The sequence below is a fragment of the Priestia sp. P5 genome (genome assembly GCF_029522155.1).
Lineage (GTDB): Bacteria > Bacillota > Bacilli > Bacillales > Bacillaceae_H > Priestia > Priestia megaterium_E.
On sequence record NZ_JAKWFJ010000001.1, the window covers coordinates 1149556 to 1174242 of the forward strand.

Annotated in this window: 28 protein-coding genes; all 28 read left to right on the forward strand. The window is 37.4% G+C overall.

What is annotated here, in order from left to right:
* Positions 1–54 precede the first annotated feature (54 nt).
* The 28 genes from MMB69_RS06045 (at position 55) to ycaC (ending at position 24482) form a co-directional block, all read left to right on the forward strand.
* Positions 55–588, forward strand: a complete 534-nt coding sequence (locus MMB69_RS06045) for an SF0329 family protein (RefSeq protein WP_277447343.1) — start codon at positions 55–57, stop codon at positions 586–588.
* 534 nt (positions 589–1122) lie between these two features.
* On the forward strand, positions 1123–2568 hold the full coding sequence (locus MMB69_RS06050; RefSeq protein ID WP_221786248.1) for a DHA2 family efflux MFS transporter permease subunit: 1446 nt from the start codon (positions 1123–1125) through the stop codon (positions 2566–2568).
* 99 nt (positions 2569–2667) lie between these two features.
* Positions 2668–3135 (forward strand): hypothetical protein, encoded by a 468-nt coding sequence (locus MMB69_RS06055; RefSeq protein ID WP_277447344.1) that lies wholly within the window; start codon positions 2668–2670, stop codon positions 3133–3135.
* A 448-nt stretch (positions 3136–3583) separates the two neighbouring features.
* On the forward strand, positions 3584–4060 hold the full coding sequence (locus MMB69_RS06060) for a hypothetical protein (protein WP_277447345.1): 477 nt from the start codon (positions 3584–3586) through the stop codon (positions 4058–4060).
* Between the two features lie 90 nt (positions 4061–4150).
* Positions 4151–4957, forward strand: a complete 807-nt coding sequence (locus MMB69_RS06065) for a DUF2262 domain-containing protein (protein WP_277447346.1) — start codon at positions 4151–4153, stop codon at positions 4955–4957.
* Between the two features lie 227 nt (positions 4958–5184).
* Positions 5185–5550: a DUF2089 domain-containing protein gene (locus tag MMB69_RS06070; RefSeq protein ID WP_221786242.1), complete on the forward strand. Its 366-nt coding sequence runs from the start codon at positions 5185–5187 to the stop codon at positions 5548–5550.
* A gap of 13 nt (positions 5551–5563) precedes the next feature.
* Complete coding sequence (locus tag MMB69_RS06075) at positions 5564–5953, forward strand: SHOCT-like domain-containing protein (protein WP_221786241.1); 390 nt, start codon at positions 5564–5566, stop codon at positions 5951–5953.
* Between the two features lie 10 nt (positions 5954–5963).
* Positions 5964–6245: a hypothetical protein gene (locus tag MMB69_RS06080; RefSeq protein WP_277447348.1), complete on the forward strand. Its 282-nt coding sequence runs from the start codon at positions 5964–5966 to the stop codon at positions 6243–6245.
* A 610-nt stretch (positions 6246–6855) separates the two neighbouring features.
* On the forward strand, positions 6856–8289 hold the full coding sequence (locus MMB69_RS06085; protein ID WP_264408369.1) for a sensor histidine kinase: 1434 nt from the start codon (positions 6856–6858) through the stop codon (positions 8287–8289).
* Entirely contained in the window at positions 8282–8854 is a 573-nt protein-coding gene (locus MMB69_RS06090; RefSeq protein WP_192995004.1) for an ANTAR domain-containing response regulator, read from the forward strand. Before MMB69_RS06085 ends, MMB69_RS06090 begins: the two co-directional genes overlap by 8 nt.
* A gap of 214 nt (positions 8855–9068) precedes the next feature.
* Positions 9069–10358: an ethanolamine utilization protein EutH gene (gene eutH / locus MMB69_RS06095; protein WP_116514438.1), complete on the forward strand. Its 1290-nt coding sequence runs from the start codon at positions 9069–9071 to the stop codon at positions 10356–10358.
* Between the two features lie 42 nt (positions 10359–10400).
* The gene (eutS, locus tag MMB69_RS06100; protein ID WP_013058372.1) at positions 10401–10742 is read left to right on the forward strand and encodes an ethanolamine utilization microcompartment protein EutS; all 342 of its coding nucleotides are present in this window, start codon (positions 10401–10403) and stop codon (positions 10740–10742) included.
* A gap of 20 nt (positions 10743–10762) precedes the next feature.
* Positions 10763–11260: a EutP/PduV family microcompartment system protein gene (locus MMB69_RS06105; RefSeq protein ID WP_277447351.1), complete on the forward strand. Its 498-nt coding sequence runs from the start codon at positions 10763–10765 to the stop codon at positions 11258–11260.
* Between the two features lie 198 nt (positions 11261–11458).
* On the forward strand, positions 11459–12904 hold the full coding sequence (locus MMB69_RS06110) for an ethanolamine ammonia-lyase reactivating factor EutA (protein WP_277447352.1): 1446 nt from the start codon (positions 11459–11461) through the stop codon (positions 12902–12904).
* A gap of 17 nt (positions 12905–12921) precedes the next feature.
* Entirely contained in the window at positions 12922–14286 is a 1365-nt protein-coding gene (locus tag MMB69_RS06115; protein ID WP_277447353.1) for an ethanolamine ammonia-lyase subunit EutB, read from the forward strand.
* Positions 14287–14298: 12 nt separating this feature from the next.
* Positions 14299–15324, forward strand: coding sequence for an ethanolamine ammonia-lyase subunit EutC (eutC, locus tag MMB69_RS06120; RefSeq protein ID WP_277447354.1), 1026 nt, complete (start codon positions 14299–14301; stop codon positions 15322–15324).
* A gap of 12 nt (positions 15325–15336) precedes the next feature.
* Complete coding sequence (gene eutL, locus MMB69_RS06125) at positions 15337–15990, forward strand: ethanolamine utilization microcompartment protein EutL (RefSeq protein WP_264408362.1); 654 nt, start codon at positions 15337–15339, stop codon at positions 15988–15990.
* A 34-nt stretch (positions 15991–16024) separates the two neighbouring features.
* Positions 16025–17554: an acetaldehyde dehydrogenase (acetylating) gene (locus MMB69_RS06130; RefSeq protein ID WP_277447355.1), complete on the forward strand. Its 1530-nt coding sequence runs from the start codon at positions 16025–16027 to the stop codon at positions 17552–17554.
* A 16-nt stretch (positions 17555–17570) separates the two neighbouring features.
* The gene (gene eutM, locus MMB69_RS06135; RefSeq protein ID WP_013058365.1) at positions 17571–17864 is read left to right on the forward strand and encodes an ethanolamine utilization microcompartment protein EutM; all 294 of its coding nucleotides are present in this window, start codon (positions 17571–17573) and stop codon (positions 17862–17864) included.
* A 25-nt stretch (positions 17865–17889) separates the two neighbouring features.
* Entirely contained in the window at positions 17890–18543 is a 654-nt protein-coding gene (locus tag MMB69_RS06140; protein WP_277447356.1) for a phosphate propanoyltransferase, read from the forward strand.
* Positions 18540–19205: a hypothetical protein gene (locus MMB69_RS06145; RefSeq protein ID WP_277447357.1), complete on the forward strand. Its 666-nt coding sequence runs from the start codon at positions 18540–18542 to the stop codon at positions 19203–19205. Before MMB69_RS06140 ends, MMB69_RS06145 begins: the two co-directional genes overlap by 4 nt.
* Positions 19202–19486 (forward strand): EutN/CcmL family microcompartment protein, encoded by a 285-nt coding sequence (locus MMB69_RS06150; protein ID WP_013058362.1) that lies wholly within the window; start codon positions 19202–19204, stop codon positions 19484–19486. Before MMB69_RS06145 ends, MMB69_RS06150 begins: the two co-directional genes overlap by 4 nt.
* Positions 19479–19892: a BMC domain-containing protein gene (locus tag MMB69_RS06155; RefSeq protein WP_013084349.1), complete on the forward strand. Its 414-nt coding sequence runs from the start codon at positions 19479–19481 to the stop codon at positions 19890–19892. Before MMB69_RS06150 ends, MMB69_RS06155 begins: the two co-directional genes overlap by 8 nt.
* 35 nt (positions 19893–19927) lie before the next feature.
* A complete protein-coding gene (gene mdh / locus MMB69_RS06160) occupies positions 19928–20884 on the forward strand; it encodes a malate dehydrogenase (protein ID WP_078082069.1) in 957 nt (318 codons plus the stop codon).
* Between the two features lie 578 nt (positions 20885–21462).
* A complete protein-coding gene (locus MMB69_RS06165; protein WP_013084346.1) occupies positions 21463–21861 on the forward strand; it encodes a DoxX family protein in 399 nt (132 codons plus the stop codon).
* 141 nt (positions 21862–22002) lie between these two features.
* Entirely contained in the window at positions 22003–22941 is a 939-nt protein-coding gene (locus tag MMB69_RS06170; protein WP_277447359.1) for a ring-cleaving dioxygenase, read from the forward strand.
* Between the two features lie 155 nt (positions 22942–23096).
* Positions 23097–23663, forward strand: a complete 567-nt coding sequence (locus MMB69_RS06175; RefSeq protein ID WP_028409904.1) for an NADPH-dependent FMN reductase — start codon at positions 23097–23099, stop codon at positions 23661–23663.
* A gap of 174 nt (positions 23664–23837) precedes the next feature.
* A complete protein-coding gene (gene ycaC / locus MMB69_RS06180; RefSeq protein WP_098248964.1) occupies positions 23838–24482 on the forward strand; it encodes an isochorismate family cysteine hydrolase YcaC in 645 nt (214 codons plus the stop codon).
* Positions 24483–24687 lie beyond the last annotated feature (205 nt).

Below are 24687 nucleotides of genomic sequence, written 5' to 3' on the forward strand. Positions count from 1 at the left end.
ACCACAGATATGTTATAATGGTAAAATTTAATAGGTTGAAAGGGAGGGAGTTTATTGCTGTATCAACCAAAATGGAGCAAAGCAAAGAAACGTTTACTGAGTTTTGTATGCGAATCTTTGCATTCAAGAGTAGATTTTCAAGTGATTAATTATCGAAAAGCACATGACCAGTTAGGTAGGGCTGTTATAACTGTTGATAAAGTAGAAATGTTAAATATGTGTACGATTACTGCTGAAAAAGAAGAATATTATAGAGAAAGAGATATTCGTATTCAGTTAGACGATTTTACTTATGATAATGTTTTTAATAATCGAGCAATCCAAGAACAAGCTCAAGAACAATTAAAAACGGAAGGTATTTATGCACAATATGATTTCTTTTCTGCTTTAGAGGAATATTTTAATTCACCAATTGAATTATCTTTAAAGTCGAATGACATGTTAATAAAAATATTGTGTATGCTGGACCGCCGTGTAGGAAAAAGAACTTTACGTAAAATGAAAGAATCTATTTTAGAAGAAAACACATTCGTTCAGGATTTTTATAAATTACGTTGTGAAGCAGAGAATATACATAGTAGCCAATGAACATAAACAGCACTTCTATTACATTCAAAAATCACTATATGTGTCATTGCTAATGAAATAACAGAAACAAATTTTAATTATCGCGAGGGAACTGAGTTAGGTATATAGATATCATTATTTAGTATATTTTAGATAGAAACAGTGCTTATAGCTGTGTTACAATATTCCTGGTATACAAAGTGAAAATTCATTTTTCCTTTGTGCAGGGGAATGGTATAAATAAGTGCCTTTCCTCTTTTCATTTTTTAGTTCTATCTTGCTTATTGAAAAAGCATATACATAAATGGGAAACAGTTTACATACGTAATTTAGAAATGAAATGGAGAGAGAGGTATCTGTGGAAAGAAACGAATTCAGAAGACAAAAAGCAACCCGGGCAAAAGAGAAGAGAAAGAAAAAGCTTAATCAGCACAATGTCTTAAACTTATTGCTAATCTTTATATCGGTATGTATTGTTTGTCTGCTAATCAACTTATCATTAAGATAGAAAAATTCACCAAAAAGAGTATGTAAAAGAGAGGAAGACAATTTAATATGAGTAATCAACAAACAGTAGCCGAAGGCTCTAACATCAAAGTGCTGCCGATTATTACGTCGTTTCTTATTGCCGGGTTTATCGGTTTATTTAGTGAAACAGCGCTAAATATGGCGTTAAAAGAGCTAATTTCAGGCTTTGGTATTCACGAAACAACGGCACAATGGCTAACAACAGGGTATCTATTAACGTTAGGAATTTTGGTACCTATTTCAGGTTTTATTCTTCAACGATTTACGACCAGACAGCTTTTTATAGCATCGCTAATTTGCTCCATCATTGGAACATTTATTGCAGCTATTGCACCAACGTTCGGGGTACTCATGATTGCCCGTGTCGTGCAAGCCGTTGGAACTGCTTTACTTTTACCGCTTATGTTCAACACGATTCTTGTTATTATCCCGCCGCATAAACGTGGAAAGTCAATGGGGATTATCGGCCTTGTTATTATGTTTGCGCCAGCTGTTGGCCCAACCGTATCAGGCTTAATCTTAAAAACATTAACGTGGCACTGGATTTTCTGGATTTCACTTCCGCTATTATTTGTTGCCTTAGTGTTTGGAGCTTTCTTTATGCAGAACGTTACCACACCAACGAAGCCAAAAATCGATATGATTTCTGTTGTTCTTTCAACAATAGGTTTTGGAGGAATCGTATTTGGATTTAGCAGCGCTGGAGAAGGCGGGGGCTGGGGAAGTCTACAGGTTATTCTAACTCTTGTGATTGGAACTGTTGCATTAGTTGCATTTTCTATTCGTCAAACGAAGATGAAAGAGCCAATGCTAGACCTTAAAGCCTTTAAGTATCCGATGTTTACAATCGGTCTTCTGTTAATTCTAGTCTGCATGATGGTACTGCTGTCTGCGATGATGATTTTACCTTTATACTTACAAACATCATTAGCTTTATCAACCTTTGCCGCTGGTCTAATGCTTCTTCCTGGAGGAGTGATTAACGGAATTCTTTCACCGGTTATGGGCGGATTATTTGACCGCTTTGGTCCCAAATGGTTAGTTATCCCTGGTCTTGTGATTGTAGCCGGCACCATGTATGGTTTTTCAACCGTAACGCTGGAAACGTCAACAGGGTTTATCGTTGCTCTGCACATTGCGCTTATGATAGCCATTTCGATGATTATGATGCCGGCTCAAACAAACGGATTAAACCAGCTTCCACCTGAGCTGTACCCGCATGGAACAGCGATTATGAACACTTTACAGCAGGTTTCCGGCGCAATTGGAACAGCTGTTGGAATTTCCATTCTTTCATCAGGTTCAAGAAGCTTCCTTGAGACGGTATCAGATAAAATGGATCCATTAAATCAAGTTCTTGCCTTTACCAACGGTGTTCAGCATGCGTTCATCTTTGCGATTATTGTTTCAATTGTTGGATTGGTTATCTCGTTCTTTATCAAGAGAGTTAATGTTGAACAAAAAGCACATTAATAAAAAACACAGACCATTATAGATGGTTTGTGTTTTTTTTTTGTGATAGGCGGACACTATAAGAAGAACTAGATGAAGTACATTGAGGTGAGTTCACTTATGATATCAAGAAAACACTTAGGATTTAACTTATCTATAATAGCAATTCCATGGTTATCATTGTTGTTTATAGGAAAACGCAGCATAAGACGTTATTCGTTAGCAGGGATTTTTATTATTATCTTTGAAATTATTAATCATTTGTATGGGCATCAGAGGAAGTGGTGGAAATTTTATGATAAAAAAGATTCGTTTATAAAAGATGAACTTCCTTTTAGTATTGGACCTTATATGCCTCTTTCAATGTGGCTGCTTAAATCTTCGTATGGAAACTTTAAGAAGTTTTTACTACTGAATATTGTAGTTGATGGAATCTTTGCTTTTTACTTTATTGATGTTCTTAAAAGGTTGAAAATTGTAGGTCTAAACCGATTAAATCATTTTCAATTTTTTATCTACCTTCACTATAAAGCATATTTGTTATATGGAGTGCAGTATTTATTTGAAAAGGTGAAAAGATGGAATTAATCTTATCTTTTGCTTTTAAACCTAAAACTCACGATATAAGCTATTACTAACGAAATAACAGCAGCAACACTAATCTTTATATAAGAAATCTCTAAAGCCCAAGGACCATATTGATTCGCGTTCAAATGGTACATAGACCACCATTGGCCACCTTGGCCTTTAGAAAAAGAGAAGATGATCCATAGAAGGAACAAAAACAGGAACCACACAAAAAAGATAATAATATTAGCGATTTTCTTATTTATTGGTTAACCCTCCACCTCATAATTTATAGGTAATGTGCTTATCTCTTATTATAGTAACAGTAATCAGAAAAACGTAAGAGTTTTTATTGAAAGAGGCTGAGTAATCTAATTGATGTTCGCTTTATGTAGTACTAAAATTAAACGTAGTAAGTCAAAAACATATTTCTACATAGAAGTAAAAACATAGAAGGGAGGAGGAATAAATGAGTGATCTTGAGTTCTCTGAACGAACCTATACAATCTCTAACTTTAAACAAAATGGGTATCAAAAGCTTGTTCTATCTAAACCAATTGATGAAAATGAAGCTGAAGTCCCAGTTACAAGGCAATGGTTTTGGAGTACGGATATAGGAGAATGGCAAGAAGTTGAAATTACGGTAGAGGGAAATAGTGAAAAGCCATATGAGGAATTCGTTGCAATGGCGGATTGTATATTGAAACAATTACATATCTATCTTAAAAGGTCATTCGAGTATTTAAAGCAGTTCATTTCTGCACAAAAATTTAGTGTCTATTATCTGTCCGCTGTAAGTTTTGGGCGGCTTTTAAATTTTGACGGACATATTCTTGCAGGATTTTCTTTAGGTTTTGTTTATGGGGATTACCCCAATGTATTTCAATATAAAGTAAAATTTAACAGGAGCGGATGGCCTATTGGTTTTGAAGGTGGACCGCTATAAAAAACAAGAGTAGAGAACGACATATCAGTTTGTAACTATATATTTAGGGCGAATTTTTCAAAAGCAGTTAAAGAGGGGAATGTACATTAAATGAGTAAATTCAGTGAAAAAAAGAAATTTGAAAAAGGATTCTCAGAAGAAGTAATTGACATAGCAGCGGTTACAGGTTCAGTAGGGATTGGTGCTGGAATGTCCAGTGGAGAGACTTTATGGACAGCATCAATTGATTTAATTGCATGGAAAAGTTTAGAGGAAAATGAAGCAGTCAAGAAAGAAGAGATACAGCTTAGATGGTTAGTGGACGAGGAAGAAGTGGAAAAAGCAATGAATCTACTGCAAAGTAATACCGTTGTAAAGCTACAAGTACGTACGGGAACGGATTCAATGATGCTCGTTAACATTCTGGAACCAGAGTATGAAGACGGAGAGTTAGAAACGATAGTAAAAAAATCAGTGAAGCCGATTTATTATCATGATGAAAAGCTTGGCAAGTTTACACTTGAAAAAAGTATTAAAGTTTTTGAAAGAAACATTGCTTGGGCGAATGAACAGTGCGAGCTGTATTTTGACTGGCATGAAGATGAAAGTATGATGAAGTCTGCGCTGAAGACAGCACACACACTTTTTGAGGAGGAGGATAAATGGAGCCAAAAAATTAGAATGTATGCCGCAGCGGAACTGGTCGATTTAGCAAATGATTGGCTGCAAGAAGAGGATGAAATAGAGGAAATTACAGAAGAAATGTTTATGGATTTTATGAGTTTAGACACTATATCCGTTTATCCAGAAGGAGATTTTGATTTTTATTTTTCTGATGGAGATATGTTTGCAGGACATAGTATCGTTGTAGAAGGAAATATAAATGGGACTTTTACTAGGGCTCAAATTGCAGGATAAATAGAGTGATTGAATGATAGTTAAAAAACAATTATGTAGTTTAAGAGAAGGTTTTTTATCCTTCTCTTTTTTTATTTGATTTTGTGGGTGAGTTAAAACAGATTATTAATATTATTTAAATTTATATTTAAATTTTTAACTTATTTATTAAAATTATTTAATTTTATTGTTTTTAATATTAAATAATTGTTGTATAATCAAATTAACTAAAAGAAGGAGATTTGATTATGGCTTATAAAGTACTTACAAATTGTCCTGTCTGCAATGAAACATTAAAAATTACAAAGCTGCAGTGCACCCATTGTCACACGACGATTGAAAATGAGTTTGAATTATCTAAGCTGGCATCCTTATCAAGTGATCAGCTTCATTTTGTAGAAGTGTTTTTAACATGCAGAGGAAATATCAAAGAAGTGGAAAAGGAACTGGGAGTTTCGTATCCAACCGTTCGAGGCAAGCTTACTGACATCATTTCATCTCTTGGATATGTAGAAAAGAAGAAAAATGAGGTAGACGAGAAAAAAGTTGTGTCTATGCTAGAAAATGGTGAAATTACGGCAGAAGAAGCCATCAAGCTCTTAAAAGAAGAATAGGGAGGGGATTTTTGTGAAAGAGGAAATTACAAAAGTGTTAACAATGGTTCAAGAAGGAAAAATTGATGCAGAAAAGGGATCAGAACTAATTCAAGTATTAAAAGAAAAAGAAGAAACAGGCAATAAGCTTTTAAAAAAACCGACTGCTTATTTAGATAAAACGTTAAAAATTCGAGTTGTGTCAACTGAAAACGATAATGTGAAGGTTAATTTGCCTATCAAACTTGTCAAGCTGGTATTAATGGCTGGACACAGCATCGCAGCGAGTATTCCTCAATCAGAAAAATATGTAAAAGATATAGACATAAACCTGATTGTTGAAGCAATTGAAAATGAGTTAGATGGTCAAATTGTTGATATTAAATCGGCAAACGGCGATACCGTTTCAGTCATTATTGAGTAATGGTTCGCTTATGATTCATGTAAAAGTGAAAACAAAAGATGTTCGATTTAGCATTCCAGTTCCATATGCTCTTTTAAACATTGCTATTAGCGTTGCTTTTTCAAAATTTATCCAGAAGCATGCGGATAAATGGACAAAAGAACATTTTAAAAGAAAAGGGCTGAATTTCACTTTTCCGATAATAGATAAAAGCATGCTAAAGCCTATTGTTAAGGAACTGAAGAAACATAAGGGAATGGTACTAGTAGATGTCAAAGCTACTGACGGTACGGAGGTAAGAGTTAGACTATGATGTAGCTTTGCAAAGTGCCTACCCGCGTGTAAAAATAAAGCCTTATTCGTCTATATAGATGTAAAAAAGGCTAAAAAAAGAGATCATACAGTTTGCTATCGTGCTGTATGATCTCTTTTTTTCTCTGCTTCTTTCTTTTTCTTATTTAACCTATATCTGGAGTGTGTACCCCGAAATATGGAAATAAACATAGTAATCCATATTCCTATCCACACTGACATCGTATTAAAACGCCCCTTTGCTACTTGATTTTATTAAGTATTTCTTTTTATTAAGCAGCTCTGTAGTTGATTTTATCTTTTTAAAAAATCCAAAACTCACTATCATAAGCTATTACTAACAAAATAACAGAATACTAATTTTTACGTAAAAAGCTTTAAAGCCCAGGGACTATATCTATGCGAATTCAACTGGCAGATAGACCACGATCGTCCACTTTTACCTTTAGAAAAAGAAGTGACAAGGCATAAAAGAAATAAGGTTTCCTTCATAAGGTAAATATTTTCCCATCAAAATGAGACATTGACAAAAAAAGTTCAGAAAAATATAATATTTATTATATTCTAATATTTTGATGCTTACATGTTTAAAAGCAGCTAGGAGTTTACATATGACTCATACATTATCCTTAAATTCTTTATGCAGGCTTCATACAAATTTAGCAGAAGTCGATATCCAAAAGATTGATGAAGTTGCTAAAAATTTGCCGCTTATTGCTGATTTAAACCGAGCAAATGTGTTTATTGATTGTTTAACAAAAGAAGGACAGCATGCAGTTGTAGTGGCAGAAGCTGCACCAGAAACTGCACCGTCAGTTTATGAACGTCCAGTCGCAGGGAAATTTGTGTACGAAGCGTTTGAACCAGCAGTATTTTACACGCTGCGAAATGGAAAACCGATGTCTTTAAATCGTGCCTTAACACAAGAAGGAAAAACGGTAGAACAAAGTGTGGTTCCTATTAAAGGATTTAATAATCGTGTAATTGCTACATTGATTATGGAGAAAGATATTAGTGAAGTAGTTGAACGTCAAGAAAAAATGAAAACGTTATCAAATACAAATGATACATTAAGCGAAATTTTAATGGAGATGACAGAAAATGCTTCGCTTATTCCAGAGTTTATTGGAGAGGCACTTTTCTTTATTGACCCTAATTTAAACATTCTATATTTTAATTCTGCTGCTTTCAATTTGGTTTCTGAAGTTTGTTCCTCAGAATGTAAGACAGGGAATCAAATCATCGAATATTTCCCTTGTTTAGAAGAGTTATTTTATCATCCAGAAAAGTTGTTTATGCACGAAGTGACTATTTTAAATAAGGTGTTTCAAGTCAAAAAAGTTAGTTTAAAACAAGAAAACCCAACGAATGGTGCTTTTATTACATTTCGAGATATGACTGAACTTAGAGAGCGAGAAAGAGAACTTGTTGTCAAATCAGTCATGATTCAAGAAATTCATCATCGCGTCAAAAATAATTTACAGACTATTGCGAGTTTATTAAGGCTTCAGATGAGAAGGGGTCTTCCTGAAGAAAGCAAGGCTCATTTTGTCGAGAGTCTTAACCGGATTTTAAGTATCGCTTCTGTGTACGAGATTATTCTTTCCAACTCTAGTGTAGACAATGTAGATATTCTTAGTTTGATTGAGAAAATTGGTAATATGCTAGTGTATAGCTCTACGGATGAAAATAAAAATATTTCAATTGAATATTCGGGCACTCAGCTTTTTACAGAGTCGGATAAAGCTGTCTCCATAGCATTAATTATTAATGAGCTCATTCAAAACTGTATGAAACATGCGTTTAAGGGGCGAGAAGAAGGTAAGGTTCACGTTTCTTTTCAACAGAATAACTGTGAGATAGAGGTTACAATTAAAGATAATGGTGTTGGGTACTCAAAAAAAGCCAAACCATCTTTAGGATTAGATATAGTTACCATGATGGTCACTCACGATTTATCTGGTCAATTTTCGATTGAGAGAACTGCAAATGGCACCATGGCATCAGCTAGGTTCCCATTAGAAAGAGGCGGACACCGTGACTAAACGAATTATGATTGTTGAAGATGAGTCAATTGTACGACTAGATTTATCAATGATGCTCTCTGATAATGGTTATGAAATAGTAGGAGAAGCTGGAGATGGAGAAAAAGCGGTTGAATTAGCTTTTGCACTAAAGCCAGATCTGATTATTATGGATATAAAAATGCCTAAGTTAAATGGACTAAAGGCAAGTGAAATTATTTCAAATAAATATAATATTCCTATTCTGCTGTTGACAGCATACAGCCAGAGGGAGTTTATTGATAAAGCAAAAAAAGCGAATATAGTAGGCTATTTAGTAAAACCGATAGCTGAATCAAATTTAATTCCAGCAGTTGAAATCGCTCTACAGCAAGCAGAAAATGCAAAAATGTATGAGCAAAAAGTTCAGGAAATGAATAATGAACTGAAGAAACGAAAAATCGTTGAAAAAGCAAAAGGAATTTTAATGAATAAATATAATTTAACAGAAGATCGTGCTTTCAAAAAAATGCGGACTATTAGCATGAAAAAGCAGGTTACACTAGAGAAGTTAGCAAAACACATCATTGAGAAATATGGAACTTAACCTCACTGTACAAGTAAATAGTTTGAGCAAAGGTGCTTAGTGGTTTTAAGTGATAAAAAACCACCTGGCACCTTTTTGTCTTTTTTAAGGGAACAATTTTAATCTTTCTATAGTAGCAAAGCTCTTAACAAGTTACTTCATACGCTTTAAATAGATAGAAATAGTTAAACTATTATCTATTTAAATAAAAATCATCATATAGGGGGAATTGGGTGTGGTTATCATTGGGAAAATCGTGATTTATATTATCATGACTTGTGCAGTGTGTGGGGCTATTGCTGCGATTAGAAATAGTGATGAAGGATTAGGAAAGCAATTCATGGAAGGGTTGCATTCTATCGGGTATATTTTTATACCAGCGGCTGGTATCATGGCTGCAACTCCATATCTTTCGTGGTTTATTAGTACGGTATGCGGTCCTTTTTTCTCAGCTATTGGGGCAGATCCTGCTATCGCAGCAACCTCTATCTTAGCAACGGATATGGGAGGGTATCAATTAGCACACGTATTAAAAGAGTCGTATGAAGGATGGGTCATGGCCATGATAGTAGGATTTATGGCCGGAGCAACCATTGTATTCTCGATTCCAGTAGGACTGGCCATGCTTGATAAACGCGACCACAAATATATGGCGCTCGGCGTCATGTCAGGTGTGTTAACGATTCCAATTGGGGCTTTTATTTCAAGTGTTTTAATTATGGTAACCAATTCTGATGTGCGTAAAATTATTTCCACTACAAGTGATTCAACATACGAGTTTACGATAAGTTATTTGAAAATTATTTTGAATTTATCTCCACTTTTATTATTTGTTGTGCTATTAGCGGTAGGACTATATTTCTTGCCAGATTTGATGATTAAAGGATTTATGTGGTTTGGGCGTATTATGGATGCCGGAATTAAGCTAGTTCTTGTTTTCTCCATTGTTGAAATTTTTACGGGCCTATTCTCTCATTTATTTGGAAGCTGGGGATTTCATCCGATCATGGCTGATAAAGCGGATCAATTCCGTGCGCTAGAAACAGCAGGTTATATTGGCATCATGCTTGCTGGTGCATTTCCTATGGTTTATTTGCTTCAAAAATATGCAGGAAAGCCGCTTGAAGCTGTAGGGAAAAAACTTGGATTAAGTAAAGAAGGCAGTGCAGGTATTTTAGCTACAATTGCTAATATTTTAGCGATGTTTAAGCTTATTCGCAGCATGCCTCCAAAAGACAAAGTTATTAATATTTCGTTTGCAGTTTGCTCGGCATTCTTATTAGGAGATCATTTGTCTTTTACAGCCAATTTCCAACCGACATTAATTCTTCCAGTTATTATCGGGAAGTTCTCTGCAGGTGTAATAGGCATTGGTTTAGCATATTGGCTATCTGTTCCAAAAGCCTTAGAGCTAGAAAAGAAGGATCGCGAAGCAGGCATTATTGGAAAAGACGAGTACTTAAGTTCAGCAGCTGAAGAAAATGAAAAGGTAGAAGAAAAAAGCAGTAAGACACAAGTGATGTAAGCATTGTATAGAATTTATACGATAAGGGAGAGGTAATTTTTTATGAGTGAAGAAAAAAAGCGTTTTATTCAAGAGTTTGTGCCGGGAAAACAAATTACATTGAGCCATTTAATTGCAAATCCAGATCCGGATATGTTTGAAAAATTAGGTATACAGCAAGAAGGAGCTCTAGGCATTCTAACATTAACTCCAAGCGAGACGGTTATCATTGCCGGTGATTTGGCTACAAAAGCTGCACATGTTCAATTAGGTTTTTTAGATCGTTTTACAGGAAGCCTTGTTATTGTGGGAAGCGTTTCAGAAGTAGATATGGCAATGAGAGAAATTAATCGTTTTCTCTCCGAAACATTAGGGTACACGCCTTCAATTATTACAAAATCCTAATAGTATAGGAGGGAAGAATTATGCATAAAAAAAATAGAGCCATGCTCATTGGTTCAATTGGTGCCGGCAAATCGACATTAACAAATGCTCTGCTTGGAAAGCCGGTAGAGGCAGTTAAAACACAAGCTTTAATCTATTATGATTGGATCGTTGATACACCTGGAGAATATGTTGAAAATCCTTTTTTTTATAAAAATATTATGGCAACCGCTCTTGAAGTTACACATGTGTTATATTTGCAGGACGCCACCAAGAAAAAGACAGTCTTTCCGCCTAATTTTAGTACAGGCATTAATAAGTTAGCTATTGGGGTCATTACAAAAAGTGATGCAAAAGATGCTGATGTGAGCTTAGCGATTAAAAAAGCAAGGCAAGTAGTTGTAAATGGTCCTATTGTTGTTACTTCTTCCCGCAACAAAGAAGGGCTTGAAGAGGTTCGAGCTTTGGTACAGTGTCAGTCTCTACAAGAGATGAAAGAGTGCAGTGATAATTGGAAATCGAAAACTATTATTTTTTAATGAAAGCCTTTACAATTTATAAAAAATCAGTTATATTCTAAATATACAAAAAAATTACGGGCAAAGGCGCCTTATACAGCTATCTTTCAGGAGATAGTTCGTATGAGGTGCCTTTTTTATTTGACTAAAACACGACTAATTAGCAATCAGTAATGAATAAAACCTTTTGCTGATTGAAGGTTGATGAGGTGGAGGGGTATGAAACAATACGAACCGCTAAAAGAGGAGATTATCAGCGCAGGAATTGATATAGGAACAAGCACAACCAAAATTGTGTTAAGCAAATTTTCTCTGATGAATATGGCAGGAGGAACACACTTGCCGCGTATTGAGATTATTGATAAAGAAGTTATTCATCGCAGCCCGATTTATCGAACACCACTTCTCACATCAACAACGATTGATATTGAAGCAATAGAGAAGCTTGTTAGAAATGAGTATGATAAAGCAAACGTTGGATCTGAAGATATTAAAACAGGTGCCGTGATTATTACAGGTGAAACAGCAACTAAGCAAAATGCGGAAGAAATGATTCACCATCTATCAAATCATGCGGGGGAGTTTTTAGTTGCAACTGCGGGTCCTGATTTAGAGGGAATTATTGCAGCAAAAGGATCAGGAGCTTATCAATATTCTAAAAAAATGAGCAAAACTATTGCCAATATAGATATTGGTGGGGGAACAGCTAATGTAGCAGTTTATCGAATGGGAAGGCTGTGTGGAACCTGCACACTGCACATAGGAGGCAGGCTGATAGAGTTTTCGGAAGATAAAATCAGCAGTATTTCGCCACCTGTTAGAAACCTATTAAGAGAGTGGAATAGTACTCTTGCAACAGGTGATGTACTGGTGGAAGAAGAGGTAAAGAAAATAACAAATTATATGGCTGACGTGATTAGTAGAATGCTAACACGTACCATGACTGCAGAAGACAAGGTACTGCTTTTAGGTCATGAACCAAATTGGAAAGAAGAAATTGATGTCATTATGTTTTCTGGTGGAATCAGTGAGTGCCTCTATCAATATGAGTCTAAAGATTTTGAACAAGCTCCTTACCACGACATAGGAATGATGCTTGCGGACTCTTTAAGGGGTAGTCAGAGTTTGAAAGGATGGTCATGGATTCAGCCTGATGAAACCGTTCGCGCAACCGTTCTTGGTGCTGGTACACAAACGACTGAAATCAGTGGAGCCACGATTCAAGTAGAAACCAAAGATTTACCTGTACGAAATGTACCTGTTTATCAAATTTCGTTTAAGGATGGGTTTCAAAAAAGTGTTCATCACTTGAAGGATGCTGTAAAAGATGCAATTGAGATACATGACCCGCAGCAGGAGGGACAAAATTTTGCCTTGTACTTATCTGGGCTTCCGTACGTAGGATTTCGAGATATTCAACAATTAGCAAAAGGTCTGCTAGAAGCGGTGAAACAAAAAAACAAAAGAGATCAGCCGCTCATTATTGTTCTTGAGAGCGATCATGCCAAGGTATTGGGCCAAACGCTTGTTGCTCAAGATTCTTCGCAAAGCATTATTTGTATTGATCAAATTAAGGTGGAACACGGTGACTACTTAGATATTGGCCAATTGCTACAAACAAGCGTAGTACCGGTAGTAGTCAAAACCCTTACGTTCCACTCATAAGAAAGGGGGCTTCATTGGTGAAGTTACATACACATTATTTAGGTGCTGTTTATCAATTTTCTGATTTGAAAGATTTGTTTGCTAAGGCAAATGAAGAAAAGTCTGGTGACCGGCTGGCAGGTTTAGCTGCAGAAACCGTTCAAGAAAGAATTGCAGCAAAAGAGGTGCTTAGCGAATTAACACTTGCTGATATTCGCGAAAACCCAATGATCTCACCTGAAGAAGACGAAGTATCTCAAATTATTGAGAGTCAAGTAAATGAACCTATCTATCAAACAATGAAAAATTGGTCCATAGCAGAGCTTAGAGAGTATATCTTAAGTGATGAAACAACGGGTGAGGATTTAAAGAGGATTAGTCGAGGGTTAAATAGTGAAATTATTGCTGCAGTAGCAAAGCTAATGTCAAATCTTGATTTAGTTCACGCAGCGAATAAGATGGAGATTTTAACAAAATGTAATATTACTATTGGCCAAAAAGGGGTCTTAGCTTCTAGACTGCAGCCTAATCATCCTACAGACAATGTAGAAGGAATGATTGCTTCTTTAAAAGAAGGGCTGTCTTACGGAATTGGAGACGCGGTTATTGGTATTAATCCTGTAGATGACTCAGTTGAAAGTGTAAAAAGGCTGCTCCACGCCACAAAAAATTTTATGAATGATTGGGAGATTCCAACTCAAAACTGTGTCTTAGCTCATGTTACGACTCAGATGAAAGCCATTGAACAAGGAGCACCAGCGGATATGATTTTTCAAAGTATTGCGGGAACAGAAGCAGCTAACCGCTCATTTGGAATCAGCGCTGCCTTATTAGAAGAGGCGAATCAATTAGCTAAAAGTCATGGAACAGGAACAGGGCCTCAGCGCTTATATTTTGAAACAGGACAAGGTTCTGAGCTATCAGCTGAAGCGCACTTTGGAATGGATCAGCTAACGTTAGAGTCGCGTAACTATGGATTTGCACGTCATTATGACCCTTACATTGTAAATACCGTGGTCGGCTTTATTGGACCGGAGTACTTATATAACAATAAACAAGTTATTCGCGCAGGCTTAGAAGATCATTTTATGGCAAAGATGCATGGAATTCCGATGGGTGTAGATATTTGTTACACCAATCATATCAAAGCAGATCAAAATGATATTGAAGATCTAGGTGTATTGCTAACAGCTGCAGGCGTTAATTTTATTATCGCAACACCAATGGGTGATGATTGTATGCTTAACTACCAATCAATGAGCTACCACGATGTAGCGACTTTGAGGCAAACGATGGGGAAACAGCCTTCTCCTTTATTTGCAGAATGGCTTGAGAAAATGGGGATTTTTGAACAAGGGAAATTAAGTAAATACGCAGGAGATCCAAGTATTTTTACAAGGTAGGTGATAAAGAGGATGAATCCTGAATTGATTGAAAAAATTACACGATCCATTGTTGAAAAGCTAGAAAAACAATCTAGTTTCGAACAAAGTTCTCCCACTGACGAACGTCAAAGCAGCGTAGCTTTTTGGGCTCATACATCCAACGCCAATACGAAGGTAATTAATGAACCTCTAGCTGAAGTGATAGAAGAAGAGTCGGCAAAGGAATTAATTAAATTTCCGAATATTCAAGAAAATGATTCAACATCTCTGCCTGAAAGTAAAATGCCTATTCAGCAGGAAGAGAACGTTGAACCAAAGCAGCAGGTTCCGGGTATTAAAAATCCAGTGAATCAAGAAGAATTAGATACATTGATTCAGAAAACACCTGCCCGAATCGGGATTGGCAGAGCAGGTTTACGTCCGCGGACAGAAACATGGCTGAAATTCCGCTATGACCATGCAGCAGCCGTTGACGCTGTGTATGGCAATGTGAACGATGACCTTTTAAAACGGCTGAATTTATTTAAAGTAAATACTCAGGTAACGGATAAAGAAGTATACATTCGCCGGCCGGATTATGGACGAAAGCTATCAGACGAAGCAAAAAAGTGCATTCAAGAGAGATGTACCAAATCACCAACTGTTCAAATTATTGTTTCTGATGGTTTAAGCTCCAAGTCCATTGAAGAAAATGTCGAAGATGTTTACCTATCTCTTCAACAGTCCTTAAAAAGCGCAGGTTTAGATGTAGGCGTTCCGTTTTACATAGAAAAAGGTCGAGTTGCTGTAATGGACGACATTGGTGAACTTCTGACGCCAAAAGTGGTGGTACTTTTGATTGGAGAACGCCCGGGACTTATAAGCGCAGAATCTTTAAGTGCCTATTTATGCTATGAACCGAAAAAAGGAATGATCGAAGCTGAGAGAATGGTGGTTTCCAATATTCATAAAGGCGGTATTCCTCCAGTTGAAGCGGGTGCTTATCTCGGTACATTGGTTCAAAAAATTTTAAAATATGAAGCTAGCGGAGTATCGCTTGTTCAAAAAGAACAATAGAGGTGAATAAGAGTGGCTTTAACACGTATCCATGCTGACATTTTAGCTGTTCGTGTGATTCCAAATGTGGATGACGCCTTAGTTCAACAGTTTAACTTGCAGCCTTACCATAGAAGTTTAGCCATGTTTACATCAAGTATCGATGACGTAGGCTATACAGCTTTAGATGAAGCCACTAAAAGAGCAGACGTTGAGGTAGCTTATGCCCGTTCCTTTTATGCTGGCGCTGCCCATGCGTCAGGTCCGCTATCAGGTGAAATGATTGGGGTATTAGCGGGTCCGAGTCCAGATGAAGTTAAAGCTGGCATTGATGCTGTTTTACAAGTGACAGAATCAGATGCCTATTTTGAAGCGTTAGATGAAGAGAAAAATCACGCGCTGTATGCACATGTGGTGGCAAGAACAGGTTCTTATCTTTCTAAAGAAGCAGGAATCGATATTGGCGAACCACTAGCTTATTTAATTGCCCCTCCACTAGAGGCTATGTATGGACTTGATGTAGCGCTTAAAGCAGCTGATGTAGAACTTGTGAAATTTTTTGGCCCTCCTTCTGAAACAAATTTTGGCGGTGGGTTTTTAACAGGATCTCAATCAGCCTGTCAAGCAGCTGCTGATGCGTTTCGCCAGGCTATTTTAGACATTGCAAGAAATCCAGTTCATTACTAAAAAGCTTATAGACAGTAGAAAGGAGTTGTTGGATATGCAGTTTGATCAAGATCTTCAATCTTTACAAGAGATGCGGGATGCAGTGGAAAAGGCAAAAGCCGCACAGCAGGCATACTTGAATTTTTCACAAGAACAAGTAGATCGCATTGTTGAACGAGTTGCCGAAGCAGCCTATTCTAAAGCATTAGAATTAGCGAAAATGGCAGTGGAAGAAACGCGAATGGGTGTTGTAGAACATAAGAAAATCAAAAATGAGGTAGGATCTAGAGCTGTTTATGAATCAATTAAAAATGAAAAAACAGTAGGGATTGTTCACGAAGATAGAGCGAACAAAGTGCTAGAAGTCGCCTCTCCTTTTGGAGTTGTTGCTGGAATTATTCCTACAACTAACCCAACTTCAACGGCTATCTTCAAGACATTAATTAGTTTGAAAACTAGAAATGCTCTAGTGGTCAGCCCTCATCCCCGAGCAATGAACTGTACAGTGGAAGCGCTTAAAATTTGTGCACATGCAGCAGTTGAAGCGGGAGCTCCAGAAGGACTTATTGGTTGGATTTCCAATCCTTCTATGGCTGCAACCAATGAATTAATGAAGCATAAAGATGTGAATTTAATTTTAGCAACAGGCGGAAGTGGTCTCGTTCGCGCAGCGTATAGTTCTGGGAAACCAGCTTATGGTGTAGGTCCAGGAAATGTACCTGTATATATTGAAAAAACTGCGAAGGTTGACCAAGCAGTAAAAATGATTGTCGATAGCAAAACGTTCGACAATGGCACGATCTGTGCAACCGAGCAAGCAATTGTTGTCGATCTTAATATTCAACAAATGGCTATTAGAGAATTAAAGAATAATGGAGCCTACTTTTTAAATTCAGAAGAGAAAGCCAAGATGGAAAAAGTGATTTCACCGATTCCAAAGAAGCTTAATCCAAATATTGTTGGTCAAAGTGCTGTGAAAATTGCTGAAATGGCAGGTATTACAGTACCTTCTGATACACGCATCTTAGTTGCTGAAGAAACAAAGGTGGCCAAGGATGTACCATTTTCAATTGAAAAGCTAGCACCTATCTTCCCATTGTATACAGCTAAGAACGACGAACAAGCAAGGGAATTATGTTTAAGCTTATTAAACCTTGGAGGAAGAGGTCACAGCTTATCGCTTCATACAAACGATGATGCTGTAGCTAAAACGTTTGCTCTTGAAATGCCGGTCTCAAGATTGATGGTCAACACACTCTCGTCAGTGGGAGCTGTGGGTGGTACCACTGGGCTTAAGCCTTCCTTTACATTAGGATGCGGTTCGTTCGGAGGTAACATTACATCAGACAATGTGACCGCTCGACATTTATTAAATATTAAGCGAATGGCTTATGGTACAAAAGAGGTGACAATTCCAAAACCATCTCTATCTTTTAACTCCGCTTCATCAGATACAAAAGATCATCAAGACGTACAGGAAATTGTCAACGAAGTTATGAATCAATTAAAGCCACAGGGACCAATTGATTCGGCAGCAATTGCTGAAATGGTTAATCAAGCACTTCAAAAATATCAAACAAACTAATTAGGGGGAATTAAAAATGGCAAGAGAACTAACAGCATTAGGAATGATTGAAACAAAAGGATTAGTAGCATCAGTAGAGGCAGCAGACGCAATGGTAAAAGCAGCAAACGTACATTTAGTTGGTAAAGTTCACGTAGGTGGAGGAATTGTAACGGTTTTAGTACGCGGTGACGTAGGTGCGGTAAAAGCAGCAACAGATTCTGGTGCGGCAGCTGCACAGCGCGTTGGAGAACTTATTTCCGTTCACGTTATCCCACGCCCACACAATGAATTAGAAAGTATTTTACCAAAAATTGATAGTGAACTATAAGCTTAAAAAGTTAGGAGCATAGCGCATGAATAAGCAGGCCATTCAATCGATTGTAGCAGAGGTTGTTCAGCAGTTAAGTCAAACAGCCAAGCAAAGCAATACAGTCCCAATGGCTGTATCTGCTAGACACTGTCACTTAAGTATAGAAGATGTAGAAGCTCTTTTTGGAGCAGGGTATGAGCTAACAAAAAAATCAGACCTGTCTCAGCCTGGGCAATTTGCAGCTAATGAAACAGTTACTATTGTGGGACCTAAAGGAAGCATCGAAAAGGTGCGAGTCCTTGGTCCAGCAAGGAGTATAACTCAAGTGGAGGTCAGTAAAACAGATTCAATTAAACTTGGTTCTGTTCCTCCACTACGTGAGTCTGGAGATATAAAGAATTCAGAAGCGATTACATTAGTTGGACCAAAGAGCAGCATTTACAAGAAAAAAGGCTTAATCATTGCACGAGCTCATATTCATATGACGCCGGATGATGCTGAAGCTTATGGTGTGAAAAATGGTCAGTGTGTTCGCATTACCTCTCAAGGAGAAAGACCTACTACGCTCGAACGTGTATTAATTCGAGTTTCGCCAAAGTTTAAGCTTGAAATGCATATTGATACAGATGAAGCGAATGCTGGGCTAATTTCTACCGGAGCTACAGGGATTCTTTCTCTATACGAGGAAGCTTTATGAACAATCATGCTCTGATTGAACAAATTGTAGTAGAAGTTTTAAAACGATTAGATAAATCAGACAAGCAGCCCCTAAACGTAAAGCCAAAGCTGCTGATTGTGAAAGAGTCGGCGGAAATTGATCCAATTCAAATCAAAAAGTTAGAAACAAGCTGGACACTGGTTTATGGCGATGACCAAAAAGAAAACCTTCCAAAAGATATACAAGGTATTTTATTTGCAGAAGCAAAGCAGGACCTGCTAGTAAAAGGGGCTCTTGGTATGACAGATACACTAGAAAGTTATCTTTTGGCTGAGGCTTTGCTAGAAGGAATTTCTGTTTCACTCATTCCTTCTGTAACTTTAGGAAGCGTTTTGCTGTCCAGTAATCAAAAAAAACCAGTAAACAACAAATATGCAGCACATTTAATTGCTTGTAAAAATACATTAGAAAGCTTTGGGGTAAAAATCCAATCATTTGAGAGATTTTTGCAATCAGGCTTAAACAGACACTCTTTATCATTTACAGAACGAGTGCTAACCCAAAGACATGTGAAATTAGTAGAAGAAGAAAAAATTACTGTTTCACCTAAAACGATTATCACTCCTTTAGCGCGCGATACAGCAAGAGAATTAGGAAAAGAAATTTGCGTGATAGACGTAGAGGGAGCGGATGTTTTATGAAAATAGGGACAGTAATTGGTAACGTCTGGGCAACAAGAAAAGAAGATAACTTACGCGGTTTAAAGTTTTTAGTTGTTCAACCTGAACTTTTAAATAAATCGAATAACGACTCTTCTTTTATTGCAGTTGATCGTATTGGAGCCGGGATTGGTGATAAGGTAATGGTTACTCAAGGAAGTGCCGCAGCACATATGGCATCCGACACTCCATTACCCATTGATGCAATTATTATCGGGATTATAGATTCTGTTGATATAGAAAGAGGTGGAGAGAATGGCTAAAGCTCTTGGCATGATTGAAACAAGAGGCTTAATAGGTTCAATTGTCGCAGCGGATGCGATGTTAAAATCAGCTGATGTCCGTTTAGTGAAGCAAGAAAAAGTGGATGCAGCCCTTGTAACAGTGTTAGTTGAAGGTGATGTTAGTGCAGTACAAGCAGCTGTAGATATGGGAAAAGAAGAAGCGGCTCGCGTTGGAGAATTAGTGTCAGCGCATGTAATTCCCCATCCTGATGAAGAGGTTGGAAATAGCCTATTAAAAGATGAAAATAAAGAATCGCAGTCAAAGGAGACACCTAAAGACAATAAAGCGACTAAAAAATCATCTGCTGCTAAAACAAAATCCAGTATTCAATATAAAGCAAAAGCAGATTCTGCTGCTGTAGAAGAAGATCAAAAAGTAGAATAGCATACATATAAACGACGAGGAATGGGGGATAAATCATGGCATTTAAGCGTAAAAAAATAGCTGTAATTGGAGCGGGATTTACAGGGGCCACAGCAGCATTAATGATGGCACAAAAAGAACTTGGAGACGTAGTGTTAGTTGATATTCCTTCCCAGACTAACCCGACTAAAGGAAAAGCACTTGATATGTTAGAGGCAAGCCCGGTCCAAGGATTTGACGCTAATATTAAGGGAACATCTAGCTATGAGGACATTCAGGATGCAGATTTAGTATTAATTACTGCAGGACTTCCAAGAAAACCGGGAATGAGTCGTGACGACCTAGTCTCAACAAACGCGAAAATTATGAAAGAAGTATCGGAAAATGTAAAAAAGCATGCACCAAACAGTTATATTATTGTATTAAGTAATCCAGTTGATGCAATGACCTACGTTTGCTATAAAACCACCGGGTTCCCTAAAAATAGAGTAATAGGCCAATCTGGTGTATTAGATACAGCCCGCTTTAATACATTTGTTGCTCAAGAATTAAATATCTCTGTTGAAGATGTATCAGGGTTTGTTTTAGGCGGACACGGAGACGATATGGTGCCATTAGTCCGTTATTCGTATGCTGGAGGAATTCCACTTGAAAAAATCATTTCACCTGAACGGATAGAAGCTATCGTAGAGCGAACGCGCAAAGGTGGAGGAGAAATCGTTAACCTGCTTGGAAATGGAAGTGCCTATTATGCTCCTGCTGCTTCTATGGTTCAAATGGCAGAAGCGATTCTAAAGGATAAGAAGCGAATTCTGCCTTCCGTAGCTTATCTAGAAGGTGAATATGGCTGTAATAATCTTTACCTGGGTGTACCTACAATCCTAGGAGGAGATGGAATTGAACATATCATTGAACTTCCTTTAACGGAAAAGGAAAATGAAGGGTTAAAACGTTCAATCGAATCCGTACAAAGCGTTATGGCTATTTTAGAGTCATCAGAAGTATTCAGCTAAACTAATTTCTTATTATTTCAGCTGCCTATTATTAAAATTTAGAGGTATTTTCAAGTTATGTACTTGAAGGAATTGGACCAATAGAAACTGCTGAATATTTTCTAATCATTTGAGTGTGTTAAGGAACTTTTCAGCAGAAAAAATAATAAAGATACAGAAAACTGAGTGAAATGCATCCTGCTACATTTGTAGGGTGCATTTTTGTATGAATAAGTGATATTACTTTTATATTTCACAGAAAAGTAAATAAACCTTGCTTAATTATTTTTAGAACTTGGGTCATACGCGATACGCTTTGCAATGCTCCCGCTACTCATCCTGATGACTTTATATCATTGCTTACTTTTTTAATATGATTAAGAAACAGCAAAGTCCACCCATTATATTTTCCGTTCCCACGCTCATATCCATATAAAATCATGAATATGTTTTTAATACGTCGTTAAGCGTTTCAACTAGCTACAAAAAAATATAAAAATTTATATTGACAGTGGAACCATATGATTTTATAATTATCCTTAATTCAAGATATTTTAATTCGAGATTTTAAAGTGATGAAAAAATAGGAGGAATAAAAAATGGTGAGCATTGGTTTATTGTTAATACGTTTAGTTATTGGATTATCTTTTATGGCACATGGAACTCAGAAATTATTTGGATGGTTTGGCGGCCACGGCTTAAAAGGAACGGGCGGCTGGTTTGAATCCATCGGAATGAAGCCAGGTGTTAGAATGGCGTTAATGGCTGGATTATCCGAGCTAGTAGGCGGAGCTTTATTTGCTGCAGGACTTCTTACACCGCTAGGAGCGCTTTTGATTGCCGGAACAATGGTCATGGCGATTGTGAAAGTACACGGTCCGAATGGATACTGGGCAACACAAAATGGGTATGAATATAATCTTACGCTGTTAGTTGTAGCAATCGGTGTAGCAATTGCAGGACCAGGTTATTATGCACTAGATACGTTTATTTTCTAAAAGAGAAAATGGGTTGAATAAGAAAGACGCTTTTATTTTTTGACTAATATCTCGAATTCGAGATATTTATGATAAATAGTTGTAATTTTAAGAGGGATAACGAAACATATGACGAAAAATGTATCGAAGGAGATGGTAGTAATGAGTAAAAAAACAGCGGGTATTCATCATATCACGGCGATTGTAGGTCATCCTCAAGAAAATGTTGATTTCTATGCGGGCGTGTTAGGATTACGCTTGGTCAAACAAACGGTAAACTTTGATGATCCAGGAACTTATCATCTTTACTTTGGGAATGAAGGGGGAAAACCAGGAACGATTATTACATTCTTCCCGTGGGCAAATGCACGACAAGGAAAAATAGGTGACGGGCAAGTTGGCGTAACTTCCTATGTGGTGCCAAAAGGTGCGATGGACTTTTGGGAACAGCGATTAGCTAAGTTTCGGGTTCCAGCTACAAAGATGGAGCGATTTGGAGAACAGTATTTAGAGTTTGACGACCCTCATGGTTTACATCTAGAGATTGTGGAAAGAGAAGAAGGAGAAAAGAATACGTGGCAAGTCGGTGAAATTAAACCTGAAGTGGCTATTAAAGGATTCGGAGGGGCTACGTTATTATCTGTTAAGCCTCATGAAACAGCTCAGTTATTAGAAAGCGTAATGGGTCTACAAAAAGTAGGGCAAGAAGGAGATTTTATACGTTTTCAATCATCAGCTGACATTGGAAATGTGATTGATTTAAAATTAACAACGATTGGACGCGGGCAAATGGGCGTTGGAACGGTTCACCATATTGCATGGCGAGCAAAAGATGATGAAGATCAATCAGAATGGCAGAAATACGTAGCCGACAGCGGATACGGAGTAACGGCTGTTCGAGATCGAAATTACTTTAATGCGATTTATTTTAAGGAGCACGGAGAAATTCTATTTGAAATTGCAACAGATCCTCCAGGCTTTGCTCATGATGAGTCACTTGAAACAATGGGAGAAAAACTCATGCTGCCTGAACAGTACGAAACCCATCGAGATCAAATTGAAAGAGCTTTGATTCCTTTTGAAGTGAGAGAATTAGACTAAATTTTAATGAAAGAATTCTTTTAGTAATAGTAAAACGCTAGTTCAATCCTACATTAGGTATAAAGAAGGAATTAATTTATCTATATATAAAACTAATATCTATATTTGAAACACCGTGGTAATATGAAATTAATTCCAAGTAAGGAGGTGAATAGATGACGAAAACTATTGGTCTTATTTGTGGAAGCTTACGAAAGAATTCGTATAACCGAATGATTGCTGAGTCATTGACTACATTAGATGACTCAGCTCAATATCGCTGGATTGAAATAAGCAGCCTGCCTTTTTTTAATGAAGATTTAGAAGCTGACGGATCACCAGAATCTGTCGCATCCTTTAGAGCTGCGATTCAAGATGTTGACGGCGTTATTATAGTTAGTCCAGAGTACAATTCAGGAATTCCCGGAGTGTTAAAAAATGCCTTGGACTGGGCATCAAGACCTCGGACCTCTTCTGTTTTAAACAGAAAACCAGTTGGCCTAATTGGAGCAACTCCAGGAGGCTTCGGTACGGCTTTTGCTCAAATGCAAACGAGAGAAGTACTGGAAGCTATGCAAGTCAACGTTTTACCATTTCAAAAAATGCTGATTTCGCAAGTTCATGAAAAAGTTGATGCTCAACAAAAAGTACTAACCGATGAATCAACAAAACGTTATCTTCAGCGCTACCTACAGCAGTTCATTCATTGGGTTGATCAAGCGCCTGTTCCTGTTCTAGATTAAGAGAGAGAACACACCTCACGAACCTTCACCTCAGAAATAGCTTTTCTTTCTATACATGTTTTACCTAACAGATCATAAATGAAATCCAAAAAACCGTTCAAATTATAGATCGCTTGTAAGGAATGGAAGAGGTACATGTATCCTTACTTGCCTTAATTTAAGGAGGATTATAAAATGTCTGATCTTTACTCTCGCCTTTCAAAAGATGATGCTGCCGTGCTTTTAGTTGACCACCAAACGGGGCTTATTTCCGGCCTTGTACGTGACTATGGTGTTGATGAATTTAAAAACAACGTATTAGCTCTTGGTGATACAGCTAAATTCTTTGATTTACCGGTTATTTTAACAACTAGCTTTGAAAATGGACCCAACGGCCCGCTCATGCAAGAACTCGTTGATCTGTTTCCTAATGCGCCAAAAATAGCTCGTCCTGGACAAATTAACGCGTGGGACAACGAAGAGTTTGTTAAAGCCATTAAAGCGACCGGGAAAAAACAGCTGATTATCGCCGGTGTAGTGACAGATGTCTGCGTTGCTTTTCCTGCACTTTCTGCCATTAAAGCAGGCTACGAAGTGTTTGTTGTGACGGATGCTTCCGGAACGTTTAATAAGCAAGTCGCAGATGCAGCATTAACGCGTATGGCTCACGGGGGCGCACAGCTTATGAACTGGTTTAGCGTAGCGTGCGAGCTGCAGCGTGACTGGCGCAACGACGTTGAAGGTTTTGGCAATTTAATTTCTAGTCATCTTCCTGGTTATCAAAACTTAATGGGCAGCTATAGAGGAGCACAGCGCGATTTCACCAAGCAAAGTGTCTAACATAGCGGAGCTTCATTTTGCTAAAGGTCGTTCTCTTTACATATAAGACATGAAAGTAGAATGGCATCTGTGGATCATTTATGTGACGGAGAAAACGTAACGACATAAAAGTAATTGTTAGATAGGTGAGCCGACTGATGAACAGCTGGCTCACCTATCTTTTACTACGCTACCTGTCATGAAATATGCGTCTCTTGTATATAAA

Coding starts and splice junctions, on each gene's coding strand:
- MMB69_RS06110 (WP_277447352.1), top strand. CDS start 11,459: ATGAAACAATACGAACCGCTAAAAGAGGAGATTATCAGCGCAGGAATT.
- MMB69_RS06055 (WP_277447344.1), top strand. CDS start 2,668: ATGATATCAAGAAAACACTTAGGATTTAACTTATCTATAATAGCAATT.
- MMB69_RS06085 (WP_264408369.1), top strand. CDS start 6,856: ATGACTCATACATTATCCTTAAATTCTTTATGCAGGCTTCATACAAAT.
- MMB69_RS06145 (WP_277447357.1), top strand. CDS start 18,540: ATGAACAATCATGCTCTGATTGAACAAATTGTAGTAGAAGTTTTAAAA.
- eutS (WP_013058372.1), top strand. CDS start 10,401: ATGAGTGAAGAAAAAAAGCGTTTTATTCAAGAGTTTGTGCCGGGAAAA.
- eutC (WP_277447354.1), top strand. CDS start 14,299: ATGAATCCTGAATTGATTGAAAAAATTACACGATCCATTGTTGAAAAG.
- mdh (WP_078082069.1), top strand. CDS start 19,928: ATGGCATTTAAGCGTAAAAAAATAGCTGTAATTGGAGCGGGATTTACA.
- MMB69_RS06065 (WP_277447346.1), top strand. CDS start 4,151: ATGAGTAAATTCAGTGAAAAAAAGAAATTTGAAAAAGGATTCTCAGAA.
- MMB69_RS06155 (WP_013084349.1), top strand. CDS start 19,479: ATGGCTAAAGCTCTTGGCATGATTGAAACAAGAGGCTTAATAGGTTCA.
- MMB69_RS06050 (WP_221786248.1), top strand. CDS start 1,123: ATGAGTAATCAACAAACAGTAGCCGAAGGCTCTAACATCAAAGTGCTG.
- eutM (WP_013058365.1), top strand. CDS start 17,571: ATGGCAAGAGAACTAACAGCATTAGGAATGATTGAAACAAAAGGATTA.
- MMB69_RS06150 (WP_013058362.1), top strand. CDS start 19,202: ATGAAAATAGGGACAGTAATTGGTAACGTCTGGGCAACAAGAAAAGAA.
- MMB69_RS06170 (WP_277447359.1), top strand. CDS start 22,003: ATGAGTAAAAAAACAGCGGGTATTCATCATATCACGGCGATTGTAGGT.
- MMB69_RS06070 (WP_221786242.1), top strand. CDS start 5,185: ATGGCTTATAAAGTACTTACAAATTGTCCTGTCTGCAATGAAACATTA.
- ycaC (WP_098248964.1), top strand. CDS start 23,838: ATGTCTGATCTTTACTCTCGCCTTTCAAAAGATGATGCTGCCGTGCTT.
- MMB69_RS06165 (WP_013084346.1), top strand. CDS start 21,463: ATGGTGAGCATTGGTTTATTGTTAATACGTTTAGTTATTGGATTATCT.
- MMB69_RS06080 (WP_277447348.1), top strand. CDS start 5,964: ATGATTCATGTAAAAGTGAAAACAAAAGATGTTCGATTTAGCATTCCA.
- MMB69_RS06140 (WP_277447356.1), top strand. CDS start 17,890: ATGAATAAGCAGGCCATTCAATCGATTGTAGCAGAGGTTGTTCAGCAG.
- MMB69_RS06130 (WP_277447355.1), top strand. CDS start 16,025: ATGCAGTTTGATCAAGATCTTCAATCTTTACAAGAGATGCGGGATGCA.
- MMB69_RS06060 (WP_277447345.1), top strand. CDS start 3,584: ATGAGTGATCTTGAGTTCTCTGAACGAACCTATACAATCTCTAACTTT.
- MMB69_RS06105 (WP_277447351.1), top strand. CDS start 10,763: ATGCATAAAAAAAATAGAGCCATGCTCATTGGTTCAATTGGTGCCGGC.
- MMB69_RS06175 (WP_028409904.1), top strand. CDS start 23,097: ATGACGAAAACTATTGGTCTTATTTGTGGAAGCTTACGAAAGAATTCG.